At 68.7% G+C, this 21,913-nt stretch carries 21 protein-coding genes and 3 pseudogenes; 13 read left to right on the forward strand and 11 right to left on the reverse strand.

Annotated features, from left to right (window positions below; all coding sequences use genetic code 11):
• Nucleotides 1–130 precede the first annotated feature (130 nt).
• Both AAW14_RS33045 and AAW14_RS33050 read left to right on the forward strand, forming a co-directional pair.
• On the forward strand, nt 131–952 hold the full coding sequence (locus tag AAW14_RS33045; RefSeq protein ID WP_265568120.1) for an acetoacetate decarboxylase family protein: 822 nt from the start codon (nt 131–133) through the stop codon (nt 950–952).
• Nucleotides 949–1,932 carry a catalase family peroxidase gene (locus AAW14_RS33050; protein ID WP_265568121.1) on the forward strand — a complete coding sequence of 328 codons (984 nt, stop codon included), beginning with the start codon at nt 949–951 and terminating at the stop codon, nt 1,930–1,932. The genes AAW14_RS33045 and AAW14_RS33050 overlap by 4 nt, the downstream gene beginning before the upstream one ends.
• Nucleotides 1,933–2,543: 611 nt before the next feature.
• Here the strand turns inward: AAW14_RS33050 and AAW14_RS33055 are convergent.
• Nucleotides 2,544–3,206 (reverse strand): response regulator, encoded by a 663-nt coding sequence (locus tag AAW14_RS33055; RefSeq protein ID WP_265568122.1) that lies wholly within the window; start codon nt 3,204–3,206, stop codon nt 2,544–2,546.
• A gap of 103 nt (nt 3,207–3,309) precedes the next feature.
• Entirely contained in the window at nt 3,310–4,665 is a 1,356-nt protein-coding gene (locus AAW14_RS33060; RefSeq protein WP_265568123.1) for a sensor histidine kinase, read from the reverse strand.
• Between the two features lie 1,496 nt (nt 4,666–6,161).
• Between AAW14_RS33060 and AAW14_RS33065 the strand changes: the two are divergent.
• The 7 genes and pseudogenes from AAW14_RS33065 to AAW14_RS33095 all read left to right on the forward strand — a co-directional run.
• Nucleotides 6,162–6,359: pseudogene (locus AAW14_RS33065) on the forward strand (transposase); the annotation flags it as partial.
• A 14-nt stretch (nt 6,360–6,373) separates the two neighbouring features.
• Nucleotides 6,374–6,679: a hypothetical protein gene (locus AAW14_RS33070; RefSeq protein WP_265568124.1), complete on the forward strand. Its 306-nt coding sequence runs from the start codon at nt 6,374–6,376 to the stop codon at nt 6,677–6,679.
• A 1-nt stretch (nt 6,680) separates the two neighbouring features.
• Nucleotides 6,681–7,769, forward strand: a complete 1,089-nt coding sequence (locus AAW14_RS33075) for a hypothetical protein (RefSeq protein ID WP_265568125.1) — start codon at nt 6,681–6,683, stop codon at nt 7,767–7,769.
• A gap of 64 nt (nt 7,770–7,833) precedes the next feature.
• A complete protein-coding gene (locus tag AAW14_RS33080; protein WP_265568126.1) occupies nt 7,834–8,025 on the forward strand; it encodes a hypothetical protein in 192 nt (63 codons plus the stop codon).
• Nucleotides 8,026–8,338: 313 nt separating this feature from the next.
• On the forward strand, nt 8,339–8,689 hold the full coding sequence (locus tag AAW14_RS33085) for a hypothetical protein (RefSeq protein WP_265568127.1): 351 nt from the start codon (nt 8,339–8,341) through the stop codon (nt 8,687–8,689).
• A 640-nt stretch (nt 8,690–9,329) separates the two neighbouring features.
• The gene (locus tag AAW14_RS33090; protein WP_265568128.1) at nt 9,330–9,461 is read left to right on the forward strand and encodes a hypothetical protein; all 132 of its coding nucleotides are present in this window, start codon (nt 9,330–9,332) and stop codon (nt 9,459–9,461) included.
• A gap of 201 nt (nt 9,462–9,662) precedes the next feature.
• Nucleotides 9,663–9,839 (forward strand): annotated as a pseudogene (locus tag AAW14_RS33095) (helix-turn-helix domain-containing protein); the annotation flags it as partial.
• Between the two features lie 78 nt (nt 9,840–9,917).
• On the opposite strand, the gene AAW14_RS33100 reads toward AAW14_RS33095, so the two are convergent.
• Nucleotides 9,918–10,556 (reverse strand): hypothetical protein, encoded by a 639-nt coding sequence (locus AAW14_RS33100; RefSeq protein WP_265568129.1) that lies wholly within the window; start codon nt 10,554–10,556, stop codon nt 9,918–9,920.
• A 1,624-nt stretch (nt 10,557–12,180) separates the two neighbouring features.
• Here AAW14_RS33100 and AAW14_RS33105 point away from each other — a divergent pair.
• A complete protein-coding gene (locus tag AAW14_RS33105) occupies nt 12,181–12,735 on the forward strand; it encodes a lytic transglycosylase domain-containing protein (RefSeq protein WP_265568130.1) in 555 nt (184 codons plus the stop codon).
• A gap of 169 nt (nt 12,736–12,904) precedes the next feature.
• Here AAW14_RS33105 and AAW14_RS39910 read toward each other — a convergent pair.
• Nucleotides 12,905–13,055: pseudogene (locus tag AAW14_RS39910) on the reverse strand (IS1380 family transposase); the annotation flags it as partial.
• 280 nt (nt 13,056–13,335) lie between these two features.
• Between AAW14_RS39910 and AAW14_RS33110 the strand changes: the two are divergent.
• A complete protein-coding gene (locus AAW14_RS33110; RefSeq protein ID WP_265568131.1) occupies nt 13,336–13,731 on the forward strand; it encodes a DUF3592 domain-containing protein in 396 nt (131 codons plus the stop codon).
• A gap of 209 nt (nt 13,732–13,940) precedes the next feature.
• Here AAW14_RS33110 and AAW14_RS33115 read toward each other — a convergent pair whose 3' ends face one another.
• The 5 genes from AAW14_RS33115 to AAW14_RS33135 form a co-directional block, all read right to left on the reverse strand.
• Entirely contained in the window at nt 13,941–15,773 is a 1,833-nt protein-coding gene (locus tag AAW14_RS33115) for a glycoside hydrolase family 15 protein (protein WP_265568132.1), read from the reverse strand.
• Nucleotides 15,774–16,024: 251 nt separating this feature from the next.
• Complete coding sequence (locus AAW14_RS33120) at nt 16,025–16,732, reverse strand: class I SAM-dependent methyltransferase (protein WP_265568133.1); 708 nt, start codon at nt 16,730–16,732, stop codon at nt 16,025–16,027.
• Nucleotides 16,729–17,232, reverse strand: a complete 504-nt coding sequence (locus tag AAW14_RS33125) for a hypothetical protein (RefSeq protein ID WP_265568134.1) — start codon at nt 17,230–17,232, stop codon at nt 16,729–16,731. Before AAW14_RS33125 ends, AAW14_RS33120 begins: the two co-directional genes overlap by 4 nt.
• A 2-nt stretch (nt 17,233–17,234) precedes the next feature.
• On the reverse strand, nt 17,235–18,575 hold the full coding sequence (locus tag AAW14_RS33130) for a molybdopterin-dependent oxidoreductase (RefSeq protein ID WP_416223414.1): 1,341 nt from the start codon (nt 18,573–18,575) through the stop codon (nt 17,235–17,237).
• Nucleotides 18,576–18,973: 398 nt separating this feature from the next.
• Nucleotides 18,974–19,120, reverse strand: coding sequence for a hypothetical protein (locus tag AAW14_RS33135; protein WP_265568135.1), 147 nt, complete (start codon nt 19,118–19,120; stop codon nt 18,974–18,976).
• Between the two features lie 4 nt (nt 19,121–19,124).
• Here AAW14_RS33135 and AAW14_RS33140 point away from each other — a divergent pair, with 4 nt between their 5' ends.
• Together AAW14_RS33140 and AAW14_RS33145 are read left to right on the forward strand one after the other, a co-directional pair.
• Nucleotides 19,125–19,556 carry a TniQ family protein gene (locus tag AAW14_RS33140; protein WP_265568136.1) on the forward strand — a complete coding sequence of 144 codons (432 nt, stop codon included), beginning with the start codon at nt 19,125–19,127 and terminating at the stop codon, nt 19,554–19,556.
• 49 nt (nt 19,557–19,605) lie between these two features.
• Nucleotides 19,606–19,845, forward strand: a complete 240-nt coding sequence (locus AAW14_RS33145; RefSeq protein WP_265568137.1) for a hypothetical protein — start codon at nt 19,606–19,608, stop codon at nt 19,843–19,845.
• 360 nt (nt 19,846–20,205) lie between these two features.
• Here AAW14_RS33145 and AAW14_RS33150 read toward each other — a convergent pair whose 3' ends face one another.
• Together AAW14_RS33150 and AAW14_RS33155 are read right to left on the reverse strand one after the other, a co-directional pair.
• Entirely contained in the window at nt 20,206–20,781 is a 576-nt protein-coding gene (locus AAW14_RS33150; protein WP_265568138.1) for a cob(I)yrinic acid a,c-diamide adenosyltransferase, read from the reverse strand.
• A gap of 35 nt (nt 20,782–20,816) precedes the next feature.
• Entirely contained in the window at nt 20,817–21,725 is a 909-nt protein-coding gene (locus tag AAW14_RS33155) for a phosphotransferase family protein (protein WP_265568139.1), read from the reverse strand.
• Nucleotides 21,726–21,913 lie beyond the last annotated feature (188 nt).

Consider the following 21,913-nt stretch of genomic DNA (forward strand, 5'->3'; position numbering starts at 1 on the left):
GGCAACCCGATCCGCATCGTCATCCGCCCCGAATCCACCGCATGACCGCAGGCCACCGCCGCGCCCCGCGGCGGTGCCGCACCCCACCCGCACCCACCCCCACCGCACCACCAGAACGGACTTTGCCCCCATGACCATCCGAGGCCAGGTCAGCACCGACGCGCTCGGCTCCGCGCTCCCCCTCAACCGCCCCGCGTACGGCTACGGCCGACCCGCCTGGACACAGACCGACATGCTCGCCTTCCGGTACGTCACCGACGCGCGCGCGGCTGCCGACGTGCTCCCCGAGCACCTGGAGCTGGACGACCACCCGCGCGCCGCGCTGGTCTTCTACAACTACGGCGTCAGCAGCGTCGGCCCCTACCGCGAGGCCATCCAGCAGATCGAGGTGACCCTGGACGGCCGCCGGGCCAACTGGATCCGGCACATCTACGTCACCAACGACAACGCCCTGGTCGGCGGGCGCGAGCTGATCGGCAACCCGAAGCTGCTCGGCGCGATCGACTTCGACCGCTCGCAGGAGACCGCGAACGGACTCTTCCAGGCCCGGCTGGAGCGCCCGTCCGGTGTGCCGCTGGCGTACGGCGTCTTCCAGCCGCAGGTCTTCGACGGCCCGGTCGAGGGTGTACGCGAGACCTGGCTCGGGCTGCGCCGCGTGCCCGCCCTGACGGGCGGCCCGGCTGCGCTGGACGAATACGTCCGCACCGAGGTGGAGGTCCGCGCCGAGGAGATGTGGCGCGGCACCGGGGCTCCGGCCTTCACCGGATACTCCGCGCTCGACCCACTGCACCAGATCCCGGTCGTCGAGCCGGTCGAAGCCGTTCTCGGCATCAACATGACGCTCACCCCGGTGGGCATGGAGTCCGTTTCCGTCACCGCGATAAATGACCACACGCGAGCAGCGACCGCACACAGTGGTGCCGCCAGTGGCGCCAGCAGGCAGATCTCATGACGCACACTCCCGGGGCCGCGCCCCGCCACACCGCCGACCAGGTCGACCGGGCAATGCGCGCGATGGAGGACCACACCGGCACCGTGCCGGGCCACCGTCGGGCACATCCGCGAGGCATCGGTTTCCGCGGCACGTTCACCGCCACCCCCGAGGCCGCCGCGCTCACCACCGCCGAGCACTTCCAGGGCACGCCCGTCGACACGGTCGTACGACTGTCGAACGCGACCGGCAGCCCGTACGCCCCGGACCGCGCCTCCGGCAGTCGCGGCGCCGTCCTCGGCCTCGCGGTCCGCTTCGCGCTGCCGTCCGGATCACACGCGACCTGGGGCGCGCCCAACATCTCCGCGTTCCCGGCGGGCACGGCCGAGGAGTTCATCGGCATCACGACGGCCCAGCGCCGTGGCAGACTCGCACTGCCCAACCCCGGCCGGCTGTTGAAGTACGTGGCGGGCCACCGCCACGCCGTTCCCGGGCTGAAGGCCATCGCCGGGCTGCCCGCCACCGAGAGCTTCGCGACCACGCCGTTCCACGGGCTCCACGCGTACTTCCTCGTCGACGCGGAAGGACGGCGGCGGGCGTTCCGCTACCGCTGGGTCCCGGAAGCCGGTGAGGCGGCGATCCGTCCCGAACACGACCGGCTGCTGCCGCCGCAGTACCTCATCAGCGAGATCAAGCAGCGCGTCGAACAGGCGCCGGCCGCCTGGCGGCTGGTCTTCCAGATGGCGGCCCCCGAAGACCCGACCGACGACGTCACCCGCCAGTGGCCCGACGACCGCGAAACGGTGACCGCGGGCCGCCTCGTCGTCGACCGGCTGCACGAGGACCAGGAACACGTCGAGGGGCTCGTCTTCGACCCCACCAACGTCCCACCGGGCATCGAACCCTCCAACGACCCCGTCCTGCACTTCCGTTCCCAGGTGTACGCGGAGTCCCACCGCCGCCGCAGTCAGGAGGACAAGCCGCGCATCAAGCCGGAGTGACCAGCCGCCGGGCGCGCACCGGCACGCAGGCCTCCATTGCCCCTCCGGGAAATCCCCGGCACTCCAGCAGATGTTCGTGTCCTGAGCCGGTCGTTGTTCCGGCATGGAGGGGATGACTGAAGCAGACTGTTGGCAGGCGGAGTTGGAGTCCGTGTCCGCTCGGGTGGCGGGCCGGCTCGCTCGGGCGGATCTGCGGTGGCGGATGCCGGACTATGCCCGTGGCTTGCTGGGCAGACGGCACGCAAGAACGGCCGGCAGCTCGCGGAATGGGCGGGTCGCCGCACTCCGGACGGCTTCTGCTTGATCAGGCTCGTTGTCCTGAGCCTGGGGCGGGATGGACGTGGTAACCCATCGGACGCCGAGTGGGAGCGGCTGCAGCCGCTTCTACCAGTGAGCAACGGCCGTTGTGGACGGACGGTGTCGCGATCAACGGCAATTGATCGACGGGATCCCGCACAGGGCCCGAACCGGGGTGCACTGACGTGACCTGCCGGAGCGGTTCGGGCCCTGGAAGCCTTCGCCGCAATCCCGGTTGCGCGCACGACATCAACCCGTGCGCGGACGGGCGACAGTTGCGGAAGGCGCGGGTGGTGGTGCGCTGGTCCGGCAGGTCACAGGGGCTGTGCATCGAGGCCGGCGTCGCGGGCCAGCAGAGCCGCCTGTACCCGGTTCTCGCATTCGAGCTTGGCCAGGATCCTGCTGACATAGGTCTTCACCGTCGCCTCGCTCGTGTGGAGGCGCGAGCCAAGGCCCGCGTTGGACAGCCCTTCTGCCAGCAGGGTGAGCACGTCGAGTTCGCGTTCCGTCAGGGTCTTGAGCCTGCGCCGGGCCTCCTCGCGGCGCTGGGAGGCAGGGCTGGTGGCGATGGTGTCCACCACGTGGCGGGCGGCAGCGGGGGAGAGGAACGCGTCGCCGCTGGCTGCGGCGCGCACTGCCTGGATCAGTTCGGTGGGGGCGGTGTCCTTGAGTAGGAAGCCGGCGCCACCTGTGCCGAGCGCGCGCAGAACATTTTCGCGCTCACCGAAGGTGGTCAGGATCAGCGCGTGCGCCGTGGGCACCGAATGCCGTAGCTCGCCCAGCGCCGTCAGGCCGTCCATCTCCGGCATCTGAATATCGAGCAGCACCACGTCGGGCCGGTGGGCACGGGCCAGATCGACGGCCTGTCGGCCGTCGGCCGCCTCGGCCACGACGTCGATGTCGTCCGCGGACGTGAGGATCATTCGGATACCGGCCCGAATGAGGGGCTCGTCGTCCGCGACAAGGACTCGGATCATCGATGGGGCTCCTTGCGGGGCAGGCCGCAGCGCGTTTCAAGGTCCCCTACCTTCCCACGCCGACTCGGCCCGATCCGTAACGGGGTGGCCTCTGCGCGGGTTGTCACAGCACCAGGAACAGCCCCATGGCAGTCAGTGCCGCGGCCGTCGCGCCCACCATGACAGCGAGAGTCCAGCCGTACGCGCGATGACGCGTGTACGAGAGGGGACGTGCGGAACCCGGTGGCCCGAGGTTGGCCGACGAGACGCCGTTGAGCCAGGCGTCGTCGTCGGGTTCCGCGGAACCGGTGGCCTCGTAGGGCAGGACGCCCGCCACCCGGAACCCGCCGTCTTCGGTGGGCCGGGCGCGGACCATCCCACCGACAAGCCGGGCCCGCTCGCGCAACCCTGCCAGGCCCTGGCTCCCGCTGACCGGAACGGCAGCGGCTGACGGCAGCGGCGGTGGCATGTTGACGACCTCGACCACCAGGGCATCGGGCTCATAGTGCAGCGCGACCTCGACCGCAGCGCCCGCCGCGTGCTTGTGGGCGTTCGTGAGCGCTTCCTGGACGACCCGGTAAGCGGCCTGGCCGGTCGCGGCGGACAGCGATCGCTCCTGGCCGGTGCGCCGGAACCCGACCCGGGTGCCGACCTGCCGGGTGGAGTCGACGAGTCGTTCGACGTCGCCGATGCCGCCTGAGCTCTCGGCACCGGAACCGTCGTGCAGGACTCCGACCACCTGGCGCAGTTCGCCCATCGCGGCGACCGCGGCCTGCCGCAGCAACCGGACCGCCGCGCGGTGGGTTTCCGCCAGACCGCGGTCCATCTCCAGGGCACCGGCCTGAACGGCTACCAACGTGAGCTGATGGCCCAGGCTGTCGTGCATGTCCTGGGCGATGCGGTGCCGCTCCCGCAACCGGGCCTGCCGAGCCACCATGATCCGTTCCCGCAGCAACTGGTCGTGGCGCTCTTGGAGGGTGACCAGCAACGTGCGGCGCTGCGCCTGGTACCGCCCGACCAGGGCCGGCAGCAGCACCAGGGTGAAAAAACACGTGACGTCGAGCAGGACCACCGTGTCCACGGCCCGCGGGTCCGGCCGGTTCCACCAGGACACGGCTGGCATGAAGGCGAGCGTCGTCGTGAACGCGACGATCAGGGACCGGGGTCGCTCCAGACGGCGCCCGGCTGACCAACTGGCGCACATCAGCAACGGCGCGCAGCCGGGCCAGACGGCGGTGCTCACCGCTGAGGCGACGAGCACGGCCCCGGGCAATCCGCGCCGCAGGACGTACAGAGCCGCCGCCAGCGCTCCGACGCCCACAGCCGCGGCGGTCCCAGCTGTCCAGGCGGCCTCCGGCCAGGCCGCCACCGCGCCGATGCCGAGCATCGCGGCGATTTCACTCACGTACGCCCGCACGTTCCACGGCCCAGGCAGCGCCTGGCGGACGAGCCTGCGCCATGCCCTTGCTGTCGCCTCCACCCGGTCGAGCATAAAGGGCTGCATCAGGGTCGTCCGGACACCGAAAGTCTCGACGGACAGCGACGAAAGTCGACACCCGCGGGTAAGGAGGCGCCCGGGGACCGACGTGCGGGAGCGGCACGCCCTCAGCGGCACGGCCCTGCCAGGGCCCGGATGCCCGCACGGTCCTATCGCCCCGCGACTTCCGTAGGAGCGGATCGCGACGAACGGCGACTTCGCAAGACCGTGCGCCGTGCCTAACGTCGTGGCTCGGAAGCGGGATGCGAAGGCACATGCGCGTCTCGCGCTCGCTGGCACACACACCTCTCCCGGATAGCCCTTCTTGGGGATCCGGAAGGAATTCACGGAATGATGGGGTAAGCATGTCCGCCACCAAGGTTCTGCTACTTGTTCTCGCCGGTGTGATGGGGGTGGTTGTAGTCTCCTTCCTGGCACTGACGTTGGCCTGGCACTGACGTTGGCCTGGCACCGGGCGTCCCAACTGCCGGTGGCGCCCGGAGGCGTGGCCACGCTGCTCGACCGCCCGCCTTCACCGGTTTCTTCGATACCAGTGGCCCGCCTGCCCGTTTACGGCGCAGGGCCCTCACCCCCTCCGCTGCGTGCCCGGATCGACTTCCCGGCCCGCGCCCCCCACCGAGGCCGCCGACCGGAGTTCCTTACCGCCCTCGCCGGGATCGATGCCTCCGACCGAGCTGATCAGGCAGTCAAGGACATCCGCTCGGCCCCGCACGTGCCTCGCCCCACCCCGTGGAAAGCCAAGAGTGCCGATCAGTAACTGCAGTACGCCGCGGCACAGGTGCAATTCATCAACGACTGGATGCAGACCCGGAAGCTTTGTGAGCAGGTGACCGATGCCGGTCCGAGAAGCGGCCCCAGTCCGGACATGCTGCGCCACCGGCCCGGCCTCTCGCCATCACGTCGACCGTGCCGAAGACGGCAGTCACGGACCTCGACGTCACGTCGTCGATCCCGTCGAACACGAGAGAGTCCCAGAACGATTCGTCGGCCTGCATGACCAGCATCGTCACCGGCCACAGCCGGCCACGGCACAGACAGCCGCAGATCTGACGGAGTGTCACTCCCGCCATCAGACGGCGAGGCGTACGCGGTCTCACGCGAACCCGGACCCTCACAAACGAACACTGCGGTAAAACCCTTCGCGACCGCTCCCCAAGACCTGCGCCAGAACCCGCTTCTCCCGTACGTAGCCACCGCGGCCGATGCGCGCGTTGGGAGCGGCGCGTGCGTCACGGCTGGGATGTACGGCGTGATCTGTGCAGGCCCTGCGTGTTGGAGTGGTTTGAGCTGATATGCGGCTCGGTCTGGATGGTGCTCATGTCTTGAGAGAGGCTAATGGCGTCAGCAAGGCATTAGGCTGCCCCCTTGTCCGCGCTCCTCCTTTTTGATCCCAAGACGCGCCGTCCTGCACCGTTTAGCTTCGCGCGCCTGGTGCATGCACCTGGCCAGACCGGCAGCCGCTCGGTACTTCAGGAGTCATGGCTGAGTATCGTCGTTCTCCGAGCGATCTGTCCGATGCCCGCTGGGAGTTGGTTGAGCCCATTTTGGCCGCGTGGCGGGCAGAACGCCGCGGCCCGGATCTGGACATCGGCCGGCCACCCGACCACGACCTGCACAGCCTCCTGGACGCCATCCTCTATGTGAACCGGACCGGGATCCCCTGCCCTTACCTCCCGGAGGGGTTGGGCCGATGAGCGGGCAGGCGCTCCTCCGACCGGCACGGGCGGTGGCGAGGTTCCTGCAAGGGAACGGCAACGCGCTTCTCCAGGAATCCGGCAACGCGCTTCTCCAGGAATCCGGCAGCCGCCTGCTGTTGGAGGCGGCAGTCGCTGCGGACCGCTCCTCCGGCCTCGGGCTCGGCGGCCTCCCGCCCGGCGAGCAGGGGGGCGGTCTGGATCGGACGGATCACTGCGGCGACGCCGCATGGGGCGGGCACCTGCTCCATCCGGGCGGCGGTGAGGCATTGCGAATACCTTCCAGTTTGCAGAGGGATTGAAATGCCGGATGCGCGTATCTCTGAGCTCGCCGAGTTGACCGCTCTCGCCGCCGACGACGAGTTCGTAGTCGTAGACAAGTCCGACACGCAGATGGCTCCGTCGGGGACCAACAAGCGGGTGAAGAGGTCCACGCTCGACGCGTTGTATCCCCAGAGGGCGCTCGACGAGACGATCACTGGCGACTGGAAGATCGCCGATGGCTCGCGGCTCGAGTTCGGCACCGGCGTGCTGCCGGACGGCTCGAAGGGAAGCCTCTACGGCAGCGGCTCGGGGATCGAGACGAACAACTCGTTCACGTTGCGGATGGACACAAGTCCAACATCGGCCCCGGAGTTGTTCTATCGCGCGGCAAACGGGGGGTGGGGCTCCGGCATCGACGTTTCGGCTGCCCAACCAGGACGTGATTTCGTGGTCGCTTTCAAGATCGACTATCCGGAGCCCGGAAACGTCAATGACCTGATCTATCTCTCGCACAACGGACCCGCTGATCCCACGGTCGGCATCGGTAAGTCACAGCCGGAATCTGCCTACCGGTGCTGGGTCATCGGCGCACATGTCACCGAGGAACCGGACATGGGGACGCTGAACGTGCAGGCCGGGAATGGTGCCGTGGCGCACATCCTCAACCTGATGGACTTCAGCGGTACTGATCAGATCTGGGTGGACCCAGTGGCGACTGGCCGTTGGAAACTGGTCATGCGGAATCCGGCAGGGATGTTCAGTCCAGCGATCCAACTTGTCGACACCGCGGATAACTCTGTGGAGCTTGAGATCTCGTCTGGGACCGGGTCGGGCGGTGGTGGTCAGCTCAGGTTTGGCGCGGACCCCAACGCCTGCCTGTACAGGCAACAACCTGGAGTACTTGCGGTTTCCAATGCCTTCGCAGCGACTGGATACATCAGCGCAGGTCGTGACGCCTTCTTACTGAACTACAACGGTATCCCCCAGTGGAACGCCGCCGCCAATGCTCAGACGACCGTCGGAGCCGCGGGCGGGGCGGCTCCGTTGCCGGCCACGCCAACAGAGTACCTGAAGGTCATGGACTCATCGGGAAACGTGCTTGTCATCCCGGCCTTCGCTGCCGCGTGAGATTGAGGGGTTCGATGTGGGACGTAACTCGGCACATGAATCGGCAATTCCGCGACTCCGTCTGGTGAAGGTGATCGTGCAGCCCGTGGTGGTGCTGGATGACGGGCACAATCTGCGCGAGGTGCAGACGCAGACGATCGAGGTCGTCCCCGCCGAGTGGCCGGACTTCCCCGCCAAGCTGGCTGAGCAGATGGCGAGGGCGGACATACATGAGGATGCTGGGGATGCGTCGGCCGATCCGGGTCTTCGAAGTTGAGCGGGTGCGCCACGAGGCGCTGGTGTCTCGAGTGGAGGCGAGAGACCTCCGCCGCTGTCCTGTCGCAGCAGGGCGGTGAAGCTGAGCAGCCTGATCCCGCTAGTGCCGGGAAGGGCGGGACCAGCCCTGACAGGGCAGGGTCGTGTCAGCACTGCCAGATGGGGCGGGCCTCGTGGAGCGCCGGTCTGACCAGGACGAAAGTCCCGGCACGTCGTGTCGAGGCAGGAAGCCCCGGAAGGGCGCGTCGAAGCAGGAAGCCCCGGAAGGGCCAGACGACCCAGGCCGGAATCCCTGGACTTTTAGGCCAGGGAACATGTCAAAGCAGCTCTCCGAGCGGCAGGATGCGCTCGGAGAGCTGTCCGCGCAGTCTTCCCCGGGCGATGTGGGCTTCGGTGAGCCGGTCAGCTGTGACCGGTGGTCCGGCGCGCTCGGCGACTTGGTCGGGAGACAGGGTGCAGAACGCGGCGGCCTGGTCCAGGGGGAGTCCGCCGTCGTCGGCGGTTCCGAGGCGGCCGTCGGGAGGGGTGCGGGCGGCGGGGTACAGGGCCAGGAGCCGGATTGTGGCGTGACGTTCCCGGTGCCGGCGCGTGCGGCACGCAGGGTGAGCATGAGCACCGCCAGGCGCACCTCGGCCTCCGGGTGCGGGGAGTGGGCGGCGATGTAGTCCAGCACGGCGCGGTGTCCACGGCCTGTTGCCGGGTCAGCAGCCGTTCCACCACCGGCTCGTCGCCGCCCGCCGTGTCGCCGACGTGCTGGCCTAGGCGGTTCGCGTGCATCTCGCGGGTGGTCTGCGCGGCCTTCTCGACGCGGTTCGCCTGCGTGACGCAGAGAGCCGTCGCCAGTGAGGTCGGCCCACAGACGGAAGGCGCGGGCCTTGCGCTCGTGGAGCTTGCCGAGGAGTGCGGGGTCGGGCTCGGTGCGCTGCTGGCAGGCGCGGAACGCGTCCCCGAGCTCGAGGAGCTCCACGCGCAGGACGTCGGGCTCAAGTTCGTGCGGCACCATCCGCTGGGGGATCTTCCCCCACCGCTTCGCCCGCCGGGACGCCCGCCTCACGGAGGCGGTGCGGGCGTGAGGGTGAGGGGCCACCCCGGCATCTGGAGAAGAGGAAACGTCGGTCACGGGGGAGTTGGGGGGAGGGGCTTCGGTCGGAGAGGACCGCCGCCACACCATCCCTGCCCGTGCCGCCTGAGGGCTCCCGCTGTGTGACCGGCTTCCCTGCCGCCTGGCCCGCCCCGGCCGGGGCGGTGCGAGCCGGGTTCCGCAACGCAGCCAACGCCTCGGGCCCGCGCCCGAGATGGACGCCCATGCTCGATGGTCCGGACCAGATCCTTCTGGAAGGTCGGCCCGAAGGCGACCGGTTCACCCTGCACGACCTGTGCCGGGCCGGCGCCGCACACCACTACGAGCGGAGCATGGACCTGCTCACCGTCCAGTAGCTGCCGGGCGACCGGCACATCGCCGCGACCATGGCCTACGTCCGCCCCAGTCTCACCTTCGTCGAGAACGCCTGGCTCGGCGCTACCGTCACCACTCCCACCGGCCTGGTCGGCTGACCTACCGGAGTCTTCATGACTCCGGTAGCTCTCCGCGCCGCTGAACCCACCGTCCCTCCGACCGAGCTGGAATGGAAGCTCCGGATGGCCGCGGCACAGCGCGGCATCTGGACGGGCACCGAACTGCGTCGACTGCTCGCCGAGCCGGCCGGCCTCGACCTGCCTGCGGCATCGGTCTCCGTACTCTTCACCAAGCAGCCTTCCCAGGTGAAGCTGTCCACGCCGGCCGCCCCGTGTGCCGCGCTCGACTGCAGCCCTGGCGACCTTCTGGCCCGGCGCGAGTCCGCTGCTCACTCCACATCCTCGACGCCTGCGCTGGCAGCGAGCTGCCGACTGGGTTCACTCGGATTGCTCGGACTGCGCCTCGTTGTGGGACGGTGTGGCGCTCTGCTCGGCGGCATCAGGGGCGGTGTAGTAGACGGAGGAGCCCTGCTTGACGCGCTGGGCCTGCTTCTTGGCTACGAGTCTTTCGAGGGTGTTGCGTACGACGGTGGTCTTGATGCCGTGCTCGGGGTGGGCGGCGCCGAGCGCGGTGGTGACGTCCGCTGCGGAGCGGGGTTCGCCTTGTTCGGCGAGGTGGCTGCGGACGAGTTCGACCAGTGTGGGCTGGCCTGCCGTGGTGGCTGCGGCCTTGTCTGCGGGCTTCTTGACTGTCGTGCGGCCTGGTGTGCCGGGGGTCTTCTTGGCTCGTGTCCGCTTGCCGGCGCCGAGCTCGCCAGGGGTCTTCCTGCGGGCAGCGGGCACGGTGGCGCCGTCCGGCGTACCCGTGAGCCGAGCCGGGGCGGACGTCATGCCGAGCGCCTGTTGCACGTTGACCAGGACCGAGTGGTCGTGCTGCAGGGCGGTCAGCTGCTCCTGCAGCGCGGTGATCTCCGCACCGATGCGTTCCTGCTCCGTGACGTTGCGCTCAAGGTCGCTGGTGACCTGGGCGGTGTACTGCGACGTCACCTCGCTGGTGGTAGTCGTGCTCTGCGACATGGCGTTGGCCTTTCCTCGGTTTCGTGGCCGGGTATGCAGCATCTTCGGCGCAGGCGGGAGAGCCAAGCGCATGTGTTCTCGGGCTGGTTTCCGAGGGCAGAAGAGGTAACTGCTGCGAGTAGCCCAGTGTAGAGATAGTACGGACGCGCAGAGTCTTATGTTCCTCTTGAGTGATGTCTGTTCCTCAACCTGAGCATCAGAGCTGCGATACGTGACACGGTCCGGGGCGTATTGCTGAGCCGGTGCGTGTAGAGCCGCGCGGGAGTTGCCAGAGGACTTCGCCGGTGTCTCGGTGATGGTGCCAGACGGTCGGAGTGCGCGCGGTTACCAGCCGGTCGAGCAACTCTGCGGTCTGGTCGGGAGAGTGCCCGCCCAGGCGGGCGAGCACGTCCATGTCGGTGCCATGACGGTCATGGGCGCAGTTGTGTGCGGCCGGCACGAGCGCGGTCTGCCGCAGTGGGGTCCCTGCGCTGGTCGTCAACGCTTGCTATCCCGACGCGGTCAACCCGTAGTGAGCTGGATCTGGTCGTTCTGAGGCGATGGACATTCCTTCGCTAACCTTTCCAGCAGGTGCTCCGCCGTGGACTCACCCCACATGCTCCGGCCCTCCCCCCTTGCCCCCTCAGGTGATACTTTCATTATTGCGCAACTGATGACTCTTCCCCGGGTTCCATCCCGCGCTTCGTCAGGTTGCGCCGTCGAAGCCGTCGGCCAAGTCCGGCTCGCTGTATGCCTGTTCGGGCAGTGCGCAATCGACCGTACGGTTCTGGCGCGCCGATGTCCTCCGGGGTGAGGCCGGACGCCTCGTCAGCTGGCCAGCCTGACCGGAGCAGTCAGGACATTGGCGGTGAGGGAGGCCTTCAGGGTGAGCGTGAAGCGTGCGAGGAGGCTTTTACGGGGATCAGCGCGCAGGTTGTTTTTGTGTACGCCGGTCCAGTTTCGACGAGCGACGAGCGACAGCCCAACCGAGGTGAAGAAATCGATGACGTCCTTGTAAGACGTGGACGGAGTGGCTGGTGGCGACGGACAGGACGGCTCTCGCAAGCTGGTTGCGCAGCTCGCCGCGGGTGGTCCGCGCGCGGCATCCGCCCCTCGGGACCCTTCACCGGCTTCTTGACCGTCTCGGGCACCCGTCTTCCCTGGTCGTGCGATCAACGTCAGGCTGCAGCGCCGGACGGCAACTTGCCCTGTGTCACCTGACGCCGCCTGCCAGGCCGACCCGAGTGGGCAGCCCGGCCATGCCCCTGGTGGCCTGAGCCTCGACGCCTGCACCGGATGCGCGTGCATAAGGCGACTGTGAAGCGGGCGTGAGGGGAGAGAACTGTGGCGGCTCACGCCGAGGTCAGTGGTGGCAATCGCCATAGACGCTCGCTCGGTTGCGCGATCTTGCAACTAACGTGGAGCCCAATGCGTCCCACCCGTCATCGACACATCACCGGATGAACCGACCGGACGGACTGGGAACATGCAAGAGCAGCAAGCCGGAGCGACGGGCAGCGGCGGGGTATGGCGACAAGGTCAGCAGCCCGCACGTCCCTCCTGGGGGGTGTCGTCGCCCGCCACAGCGTACCGAGCTTCTCCGGCGGAGATAGAAACCAGGCGCTCCGGCCGTCGAGGGTTTCTGGTGGGCCTGACCCTTGGAGCCATACTCGTAGTCACCGCCGCCCTCGGCGTCGTCTGGTGGCTGACCCGGCCGCCCGCACTGCCCACTATTCCCCATCAGTATCTGGCGACCGTTCAGTCGGCCACCAAGACCTGCCCGGAGCTGAGCGTTCCGATACTGGCCGCGCAACTCGACGCGGAGAGCCACTGGAACCCGCAGGCGGACTCTGGCCAAGCCCAGGGCATCGCGCAGTTCTCCCCGTCGACCTGGGCGCAGTGGGGCAAGGACTACACCGGCGACGGCAAGGCCGACATCTGGAACCCTGACGACGCCATCCCGGCCCAGAGCGCCTACATGTGCCACCTGTTCAAGGAGGTCAAGGGCATCCCCGGCGACCCCACCCAGCTCGCGCTCGCCGCGTACAACGCGGGCCCCGGCGCGGTGCTCAAGGCCCAGGGCATCCCACAGATCCCCGAGACGCAGAACTACGTCAACCGGATCGAGGCGCTGATCCCGAAGTACACCCAGACCTACGCCAAGCAGATCAGCGCGTCGCCCAGCCCTCCGGGCAACTGACGACCACACAGTAGCCTCCCCGTTTCGCTTCGGGTGGCTGAGCTGGTGTGAGGGCCGTGTAGTGGGGGTTCTGGTTGTTGGCTGCCGGGCGGGCACGGTCGAGGCCCGACGCGCAGGTCGGGCTCTCCACCCTTCCTCGGTCGTGGGTGTGCATGGACGGGGCCAAGGTTCAGGTGGCTAGCCGTGGCAGTGCCGCTAGGTGCGAATGTGCTGGTCAGCTCGTTTCGCCAGGGCCGGGTCGCGGCGATCCGCAGGTGCATGCGGCGCCCGCCGCGGGTGATGCGGGCGGCTGCGTGCAGCAGCCGATAGCGGAGCTTCTTCGTGTGCGGATTCCGCGCGAGCGGAGGCTGCGGATGTGGGCCGGGAACGCCTTGGCAGATGCGGCGTTGTCCGCGCGGATGAGGATCCTGGTGCCGTGGCGGTGGATGTCGGGGAACTGGGCGAGCACGGCGTCGAGCACGGTGATGTTCTGCCACGACCACGGAAGCCCGAGGAGCCGGTGTGCCCGCGCACCTTCGTGAACCATCGGGCTGCGTGCCGCGTCCTCCTGATGCGCGGCCCATGCTGGGCGGGCGCTGCGCGAGGGAGAGCAGGGGACGGATGACGGGTGAAACGATCGGTATCGGGCTGGCCGTATTGGCGGGCCTGGTGAGTCTGTGGGCCAGTGCCCGGGAGGCACGGCTGCAGATGCGGCTGAGCCGCTACGGGCTGCACGCCGAGGGGGTGGTGGTGGACCAGGAGCACACGTCGGCGGACGATTATTCGACGCCCGTCATCGAGTTCACCGACCGGCAGGGCCGACCCGTCAGGTTCCGGCCCCCCGCGACGGGGACGGGGCTGGCCCTCGGAACCAGTGTACCGGTCGCCTACCTGCCCGAAAGACCCAAAAGCGCACGGGTATTCACCCGGAAGTACCGCCTACATCGGATCGTCGGCCTGTTCTTCGGAGCCATGATCTTCCTCGGCGTCGCGGCTGGGTGCCTGCTCACGCGCTGAGCTTGCTCTCCCTCCTCGTTCTCACTAACGGATCCACCGCCAGACCCGTCACGGGACCCCTCGGACACGCCTAGGCGGGCAGGGCGTTTGTTCAGTTGGTTCCCGAAGCCGCAGGGAGACGGTGCTGCGCGATGTGTCATCCACGCTCGCCTGCTGTCGTGCCTGCGATCTGACGCCTTCTTACGCCACCCGCTGCTTCGTGGTGGGAGCTAGCGTTCGAATCGTCGTGGTGCGGGTTGCCGCTCGGCGTCGCGGATGGCGCGGGCGGCGTTGATGAGCCCGATGTGGCTGAAGGCTTGCGGAAAGTTGCCGAGGGCCTCTCCCGTGGTGGAGTCGGTCTCCTCGGCCATCAGGCCGACGTCGTTGGCGTGCGCGACGGCGGTTTGGAACACCCGCCGTGCGCGGGTGGTGTGTCCCACCAGGGCGAGGGCCTGGGCGAGCCAGAAGGTGCACAGCAGGAAGGCTCCCTCTCCTCCTTCGATCTCGTCGCCGAGGTAGCGGCGGATCAGACCGTTGCGGTCGGTGAGGTGGGTGGCGATCGCCAGCACGGTGGACTGGATGCGGGGGTCGTGCGGGGGAAGGAAGCCGACGATGGGCAGCATCAGCGCTGAGGCGTCCAGGTCGTCGCTGTCGAACGCCTGGGTGAAGGCGCCCAGGCGGGGGTTCCATCCGCGCTGTTCGACGGCTTGGCGGATCTGCTCCCGCTCGTGCCGCCAGTGGGGTACGCGTTCGTCGGCCTGAAGGGCGGGGGCCATCGCGATGGCCCGGTCCAAGGCAACCCAGCACATCAGTTTCGAGTGCAGGAAGTGTCTGTCCGACCCGCGTGTCTCCCAGATGCCCTGATCGGGTTCGGCCCAGCGACGGGTGGCTGTTTCGGCCGCTTGGAGCAGGAATGCGCGGGTGGGCGGGTCCAGGTGCTCGTTGGGCGGGAAGGTCTGGTAGGCGGCGTCGAGGAGTTCGCCGTAGACGTCGAGCTGGCGTTGGCGCCATGCTTCGTTGCCGCTGCGTACGGGGGTGCTGTCGCGCCAGCCGGCGAGGTGGGGCAGGATCCGCTCACTGAGGTCGCGTTCGCCACCGATGCCGTACATGATCTGCAGGTCCACGCCGCGGTGGAGCTGGGTTGCCGCGGCTCGGGCTAGGAAGCCGAAGAACTTGTCCTTCTCCTTCTCGCAGGCGGCGGTGGCCAGCGCCTGCAGAGTGAAGCTGGCGTCGCGGACCCAGGTGTAGCGGTAGTCCCAGTTGCGCGTGCCGCCCACACACTCGGGCAGAGAGGTGGTGGCCGCGGCGACAATTGCCCCCGTGGGCGCGAAGGTCAGTGCCCGCAGCACGCGTCCGCTGTGGCCCACCTCGTCCTGCCAGGGGCCGACGTAGCCGCGGTGCAGCCGCGACCATGAGCGCCAGCCTTCGACGGTGTCGTTCAAGCGCCGCCGGATACGCCCCGCTCGCCAGGGCATCGGCTCGGTTCCCCATGCCGGCCCGACCTGCAGTGCGAAGCCGAGGCGGTCCGACGCCCGGAGAGTGATCTGACCGTGCGCGGTGGAACCGCTCACCCTCAGGTCGATAGGGGTCGACAGCAACAGGACGTGGGCGCCTCCATACGCGACGAGCCCGCCCCGCACAGGTGCAAGGAGGGGGTGGACGAGTCCGAACTCCGGGCGTGGCGCACAGGTGATCTCGACGGGCACTCGTCCTTCGGTGCAGGTGATCTGCCTCAGAAGCATTCCGGGAGACGCGGTGCCGAGAGCGTGTCCGCGCTCTCGCCGTCCCAGGGCGAGTGCGTCGCGTAGGACCGCCGTTCCACCGGTGGTACGAAAGGTCGTCTCCAGTACGAGGGTCTCCTCGAGGTAGCGGCGGCTGACGTCGGCGGCGCCGGTGGGGCGGATGGACCAGTGGCCGGCGTCCTCGTCGAGGAGTCGGGCGAAGAGCGCCGGGCTGTCGAAGCGGGGAAGGCACAGCCAGTCCACTGAGCCGTCGGAGGTGACCAGGGCGGCCGAGCGGCAGTCGGACAGCAATGCATGGTCACCGATCGGTCGCCCGCTCATCGGCGGCAGTCCATCCGCCTCCGGCCCGCTGACGCGGCCTGGCCCGGACGGACTGAGCGGCCGCCCGCACCGTAGAGCGCTTCAGGCACCGGTGGGTCGTCCATCGCAGCCTCCCTGAGCGGCGGATTCATCTCACTCAAACAGCACCACCGGCGGATCGCACCTCCTGGCCGTCGGCGGTTGCCTTGACGGGGCGGCAGGTTCTGGCGCGTCTGACCCGCTCGACTTGTCGCTCGCACAGCTCCGTATCCTCACCGCGGCTGCACCCGGGGCGCGTGAGATGCGACGGCTGAGGAACGTGCGTCGTGACGACCGAGGGAGACAAAGCACCGTCGGCCACTGACCCACTGGTCGGTGACGCTGAGCCCGAGGCTTTCGGCGACCCGGCGGACGGCCGGCGTCCCAAGGCGCGCCCAGAGGAAGGCTGGGCCGCGGTTGCCATGGGTGTCCTCCACCCAAGCGGTGCAGCCCTCTTCGACATCACGCTGGTCGACTTCGACGAGCAGGAATCCCGTCGGGGCGATGAGTTGGGTACAGCGGCGGAGCAGGGCATGCGGGTCGCCGCCGATGCCGATGTTCCCGTCGACGAGCAGCAGGGTCTGCCAGCTTCCCTCAGCCGGCAGCGGGTCGAACACTGACCGGCACAGTGCGGCCCCGCCGCGGGTCTCCGTTCGGGCGACCGCGTGGGGAGCGACGTCGATACCAAGGGCGCAGACGCCCCGGTCCAGGAGCGCCCTGCACAGGCGGCCCGGTCCGCAGCCGATGTCGAGTACGGGGCCCCTGCAGCGCTCCAGCAGCGTCTCGTCGGCCCCGGTGGGCCGCGCGCCCCAGCGGCGTACCGGCAATCGGGTCCGGCGCCCGTCGGCGAACCTCAGGTACACCGGCCCGCGATCGGTTTGCAGGGCCAGTGCATAGGGGTCCTCGTGTGCGGCGGGCGACCTGTTCTCCTCAGGCGTCACGGCTCGGCATCGCGACCGGGTGGGGGCCGGTGCCCGTCGGCGGGGACGGCTCGCCGGACGCGGCGCAGTTTGAGAGCGAAGGCCAGTGCCGCCGCACCGAACAGCACGCAGGTGATCGCCAGCCACCGGCCGAGGTATACCCCTTCCGGCAAGCGGGTGTCGTCTCGGTAAGGGATCGCCAGATCGAGGATGAGGGGGAACCACACGAGCAGCAGCACACCGGACAGGAAGGTGGGTACGCGCAGGTAGTTGATCCATGCCACGGTCGGTACCCGGCCAGTGCGATGCCGCGGCACGGAGTGAGCCGACAGGTCGGCGAGCGAGTACAGAGGCAGCAGGATCAGGTCGTGAAGGATTGCCGCCCCCACGAACCAGATCGCCACCTCGAGCGGCCGAACGGCGAACAGGCGCACCATGGCGTAGGCCGTGAGGGCGAAGGAGCAGATCAGCACAAGCAGGTGCAGGGGCCCGGAGCCGTACCAGCGAACGAAGCGTGCCATGGTCATGTCCTGAAGGTGAGCCGGTGCACCCACTTGGTGTTGTTCACGCCGGGGTTGGCCGGGACGATGATCCGGGCCGGATAGCCGTGGTCGAGCGAGAGGTCCGCGCCGTTGACACGCAGGGCGAGCAGAGATCGCGGGTCGTGGATCTGGTTGCCGCGCAGCACCACCGAGCGGAAAGCACCGCGCGATTGGACGGATTCCACCAGGACGCTTCCGGCCCCGGGCAGCCCCGCCATGGCGGCCAGGTCGGTGAGCCTGAGGCCGCTCCAGTGCTGGTCCTCGGTGGACCATCCCTCCACGCAGGCGATCGGCAGGAGAGCGTCGTGCCGGCGCATCGCCAGGAGCTGCGCGCGCGTGAAGACCAGCATCGGTGCACGGCCGCGTACCTCCAGCCGCCACGCAGGACCCACATGTGCCGGGTTGATGCCGACGGCCGCGGCCGTCTTGTTGATCTGGAAGTCCATCGGGCCGCCGCCGGGGTTGCGGTTGTGCGGCGCGAACAAGGCGGTGTTCCGCAGCCGGCCCCCGATGCTCTGCCCGGCCGTGACTACCAGCAGGGTCAGCGAGCCCACCCCCACCAACCCCACGGCGCCACGCCGCGTCATCGTCGGCGCCGCCGGTGCGGTCGGCACCAGTCCGTCGGGGTCGGGCGGCTCGGGCACGGTGTGCGCGAGGTCGGTGCGCAGTTCCGTGGCCAGACTGCGTGAGCCCAGTGCGCGTGACATCCGGCCCAGTTTGAGGCACACATGAACGATGAACGCGGCGATGAACACCCACGCGCCGTAGAAGTGCAGGGTGTAGAACGAGCCGGGAAAGACGTAGTACAGCTGAATGTTGAGGATCCCGGTCACGAACTCGAAGATGACGCCGCCCACCAGCATCAGCAGGGACAGCTGCTCCAGACCGTGGGCGACACTCCGCACCGGCAGCCACTCGAACAGCTTCGGGATCACCGACCACAACTTGCCCAGCAGCACGGGCACGAGGACCACGCCCAGCGTGACGTGCACGCCCTGGGTCAGCCGGTACAGCCAGTAGGGGTGTGTAGGCCAGTCGAACAAATAGAAACCCAGCAGGCCCTTGTCGGGAGTCATGTCATTGTGCGGGCCGAGATCGGGGTTGTAGGCGGCGTAGGAGAGCGCGCCAGTGAGGAAGAGCACCGGAATGCCGACCAGCAGCACCAGGCCGAACACCGACGTCAGCCAGGGACCCCGGATCGGACTACGCCAGAACCCGGGCCGAAAAGGCCCCGGCGGCGCAGGCGTCTCCCCGATCCGCCGCGCGATGGCCCGGGCACGCGCGGCAGCCGCAGCGCCACCGGCAGCCACAGCGGCGCCGATCCGCCGGAGACGCCACCGCGCATGCGCGTCCTCCGGCATCGGGCGCTCCGGCCGCCCGGATGAACCGGGCTGTGACGGTCGTCCGCCGTTACCCGTCAGCCGTGTCCTCCATCCCAGAGCCCCGCCCTCAAGGGCGGCCGGTCCACCCGTCAGAACGTCTTCCAGAACACGACCGATGAGACCACTACAGAATGTCACTTCGCCGGTCGACCAACCCTTTGCGTCGTCGTCAAGGCACAGGCTGATACCCGAGTGGCCGGACCCCGTCAGCTGAACGGTGGAGTCCCTGCCTCCTGGCAGCAGCGACAGCGCACATGGTGCGTGAGACTGAGCACGATAGGTGTCGTCAATCGTCCTTCCCGACCTGGTCTTTCTTGAAGGGCTGAGCACGACATCTGTCAGAAGTCGTCCGCCGCACAGGCCTGGCACCCGGCGACCGCCCCGGCCTGCCCACCCGCCTGCCCATGAGTTTCCAGCACCACCTGGACGACGCCCACCTCACCGACTTCGCCCGCGCCCACCCACCTGGCGCCCGCCGAGGTCACCGACATGCTCCTCGCCCCGCTCGGACAGCGGTACGGGCCACTGAACCCCGCCTTCACCCCACGCATCACCCCAGCCCGGATGATCTACGACAACCCGTGGGTCCTGACCCGCTCCACGCGCTACTGCCCACCCTGCCTCACCGGCAACGGCACCCCGATCCAGGACCGCCACGGCGGCCCCTGGCAACGGCTGTGGCGCCTCCCCGTGATCTTCCTCTGCATCCAGCATCGGAGACTCCTCTCCCACCAGTGCTTCGGATGCGGCATGCCCGTGCAGTCCGCCCGCACGGCGAGCGCCCTCGCGCGCCTGTCGGACGACGCACTCAACCCCCGGCAGTGCCGTTCCGCGCAGGCTCGGTCGGCACCGACCGAGCAGCCCGCAACCGCCTGCGGAGCCGACCTGACCCAGCAGGGCCCCCCTGCACGAGGAGCCTGATCCGGTCACCATGAAGGTGCTCTTGCACGTCCAACGGCACCTTGCGAACTTGATCGTCGCAGGAGGCCCCGCGACCACGATGAGCGCAGGGGCGCCCGTCCCTGTCGCGCATTACTTCGCCGCCCTGCGAGCCGTGGTCGCCAGGATCTTCCGGACCTGGCCAGAGGCCCGCCCGTACTCCAGCACTCTCGCCCTGGCCGCCACGCTCGACGCGGAACACGCCTCCCGCACCGCGCAGGCCCAGCCCCTGCTCAAGACCGCCGGCAAGAAGAAGACGTCCAAGCCTTAGACCGCGCCGCCGCAGGACTCCCTGGCCATGGGCGCAGTCCTGGACATCGCGCCCCAGCTCCTCGCAGCAGCGGAGCCGGATGAAGCGCGAGAGCTCCTGGCCCCGCTCGTGCAGCGGTTGCGCGATGACGACCGCGCGCTCAGCATCTACTTGCGTCGCCCCGCCTGGATCTCGACGCCAATGAGGACCGCGGTCAGGGACGGCTGTCCTGCACGCGAGGAGCCCCGCACTCGCCGCGGGGGCGACAGCGGTCCTCAACACTGAGCCGTCCTGAACCCGAGCCCGCCAGAGGCGCTTGCGGGAGCGCGACGTCTCGGCGACGGCCGAGGATTGCTTCGGCCATCGGACCGGCGCTGTTTCCTACCGGTTGGCGCCCGGCTGCCAGAGGACGTCCCCTCGGGCGACGTTGGCCTGCCGGGCGAGGATGAAAAGCAGGTCGGAGAGCCGGTTCAGGTACTTCACCGTGGTGCTGTTCATGGTTTCCCCGTGCTCTTCCAGAGCGGCCCAGGTCGCGCGTTCGGCGCGGCGGACCACGGTTCGGGCCTGATGCAGGAAGGCGGCAGCGGGCGTTCCGCCGGGGAGAACGAAGCTGCGCAGCTTTTCAAGACCCTCGTTGAACCGGTCGCACTGCTCTTCCAGGAACTCTACGTACGAGTCCTCCACACGAAGCGAGGCCGTATCGCGCCCGGATTCCGACAGTGGCGTACAGAGATCCGCGCCTACGTCGAACAAGTCGTTCTGGATCCGCACCAAGAGGGTGGCGATCTCGTCCGGAAGGTCCCCCGCTGCGATAGCCACGCCGATCGTGGAGTTCGCCTCGTCCACGTCGGCGTAGGCCGCAAGCCTCTTGTCCAGCTTGCTCGTTCCGCTCATGTCGCCAAGAGCGGTCGTGCCGTCGTCTCCCGTCTTCGTGTAGATACGGGTGAGGTTCACCATGACGTACTCCAAGAGATTCGCAGCGAAATGAACTGTTACGCGTGACGTGCGCTCATCCTGAGCGCGAGTTCTCGTGCGTGGTCGGCTGCTGCCGGTCCACGGCTCGGGTCGGGCGCCTCGGAAAGGAAGACGAGAGCCAGCATCAGTGCGGCATCCAGGCGGCACACGTACAAGCACGGATCGCTGTCGGGCGGAACCGTTGCCGTCCTCGCGTATCCGCTGCGGATCGCTGCCATGTCGAGCTCGTTCTCTGGATACCGGGCGTACTCGACCAGGCGCCCGAACTCCAGCGAGGGGGATCCGAGCAGGGCGTTCGACCAGTCCAGCAGGGCGACGGCCCGTCCCTGCCGGCGCCGGATGTTGTCGCTACGGACATCGAGGTGGAGGAGCCTGTCCTCAGTGAGGCTGGTGAGCTGTTCGGCGATGAGGGACGCGTCCGGCGGTTTGGGCCAGTCATCGACAAGGTGGCCGATCTCGGCCCAACGGCGCCCGATGCGTGCGGTGATCGCGCTTGCCGTGGGCGCTCCCTCCGACGCGACGGGCCTCAGGCGCGGCTTCGGCACCTGATGAAGTCGTGCGAGGAGCTGCCCGAGCGCGAAGGAGTCGAGCTCCGACCCGTCATCGGGGACGTACGCGGACAGTAGTACGTCAGGGGATGCCGGCTCGTCGGCCAGGACGAGTTCCTTCGCCTCCGCGACCGGCAGACCATGGGCGGCCAGATGCCTCGCGATCTCGTACTCCTGAAGGAGCAGGGCCCGGGTGTCCACATGGGGGTCATTGGCGTTCGAGTCAAATCGCCGGTGCGCGAGACGCACCGCGACGGGCTGCCCGTCGCGCCCCTGCGCCCGGTAGACGGAGAATTCCAGACCCTTGCCGACCAGGTCCAGGCCGCTCAAGCCCCACCGTTCGGCCAGGCTGTCCAACTCGGCGAATCGCTCACTCATCGTGTGCACCTTCGGGGGTCTTGGGGGCGTCGGTGATTCTGCTGTCCTTCAGCAGGGTGAAAGCGATGGGCAGGCACATCACCAGTGTGACCGCGCCGCCGACCGCGAAGGCCGTCTGCGGTCCCTGTGGGGTGCCAATAGTGCCGTGCGCCTTGTGAGCTGGGCGTTCGCCTGCGCAGCCGGGATCT

This window comes from Streptomyces hygroscopicus (assembly GCF_026168105.1).
Classification (GTDB): Bacteria; Actinomycetota; Actinomycetes; order Streptomycetales; family Streptomycetaceae; genus Streptomyces; species Streptomyces hygroscopicus_D.

Bases quoted from the DNA above. Each gene is read 5' to 3' on its own strand.
- AAW14_RS33155 (WP_265568139.1), bottom strand. From the start codon at position 21,725: ATGAGTGAGCGATTCGCCGAGTTGGACAGCCTGGCCGAACGGTGGGGC.
- AAW14_RS33115 (WP_265568132.1), bottom strand. From the start codon at position 15,773: ATGAGCGGGCGACCGATCGGTGACCATGCATTGCTGTCCGACTGCCGC.
- AAW14_RS33140 (WP_265568136.1), top strand. From the start codon at position 19,125: ATGCTCCTCGCCCCGCTCGGACAGCGGTACGGGCCACTGAACCCCGCC.
- AAW14_RS33100 (WP_265568129.1), bottom strand. From the start codon at position 10,556: ATGTCGCAGAGCACGACTACCACCAGCGAGGTGACGTCGCAGTACACC.
- AAW14_RS33055 (WP_265568122.1), bottom strand. From the start codon at position 3,206: ATGATCCGAGTCCTTGTCGCGGACGACGAGCCCCTCATTCGGGCCGGT.
- AAW14_RS33075 (WP_265568125.1), top strand. From the start codon at position 6,681: ATGCCGGATGCGCGTATCTCTGAGCTCGCCGAGTTGACCGCTCTCGCC.
- AAW14_RS33070 (WP_265568124.1), top strand. From the start codon at position 6,374: ATGAGCGGGCAGGCGCTCCTCCGACCGGCACGGGCGGTGGCGAGGTTC.
- AAW14_RS33050 (WP_265568121.1), top strand. From the start codon at position 949: ATGACGCACACTCCCGGGGCCGCGCCCCGCCACACCGCCGACCAGGTC.
- AAW14_RS33085 (WP_265568127.1), top strand. From the start codon at position 8,339: ATGTCAAAGCAGCTCTCCGAGCGGCAGGATGCGCTCGGAGAGCTGTCC.
- AAW14_RS33150 (WP_265568138.1), bottom strand. From the start codon at position 20,781: ATGGTGAACCTCACCCGTATCTACACGAAGACGGGAGACGACGGCACG.
- AAW14_RS33045 (WP_265568120.1), top strand. From the start codon at position 131: ATGACCATCCGAGGCCAGGTCAGCACCGACGCGCTCGGCTCCGCGCTC.
- AAW14_RS33110 (WP_265568131.1), top strand. From the start codon at position 13,336: ATGACGGGTGAAACGATCGGTATCGGGCTGGCCGTATTGGCGGGCCTG.
- AAW14_RS33090 (WP_265568128.1), top strand. From the start codon at position 9,330: ATGCTCGATGGTCCGGACCAGATCCTTCTGGAAGGTCGGCCCGAAGGC.
- AAW14_RS33125 (WP_265568134.1), bottom strand. From the start codon at position 17,232: ATGGCACGCTTCGTTCGCTGGTACGGCTCCGGGCCCCTGCACCTGCTT.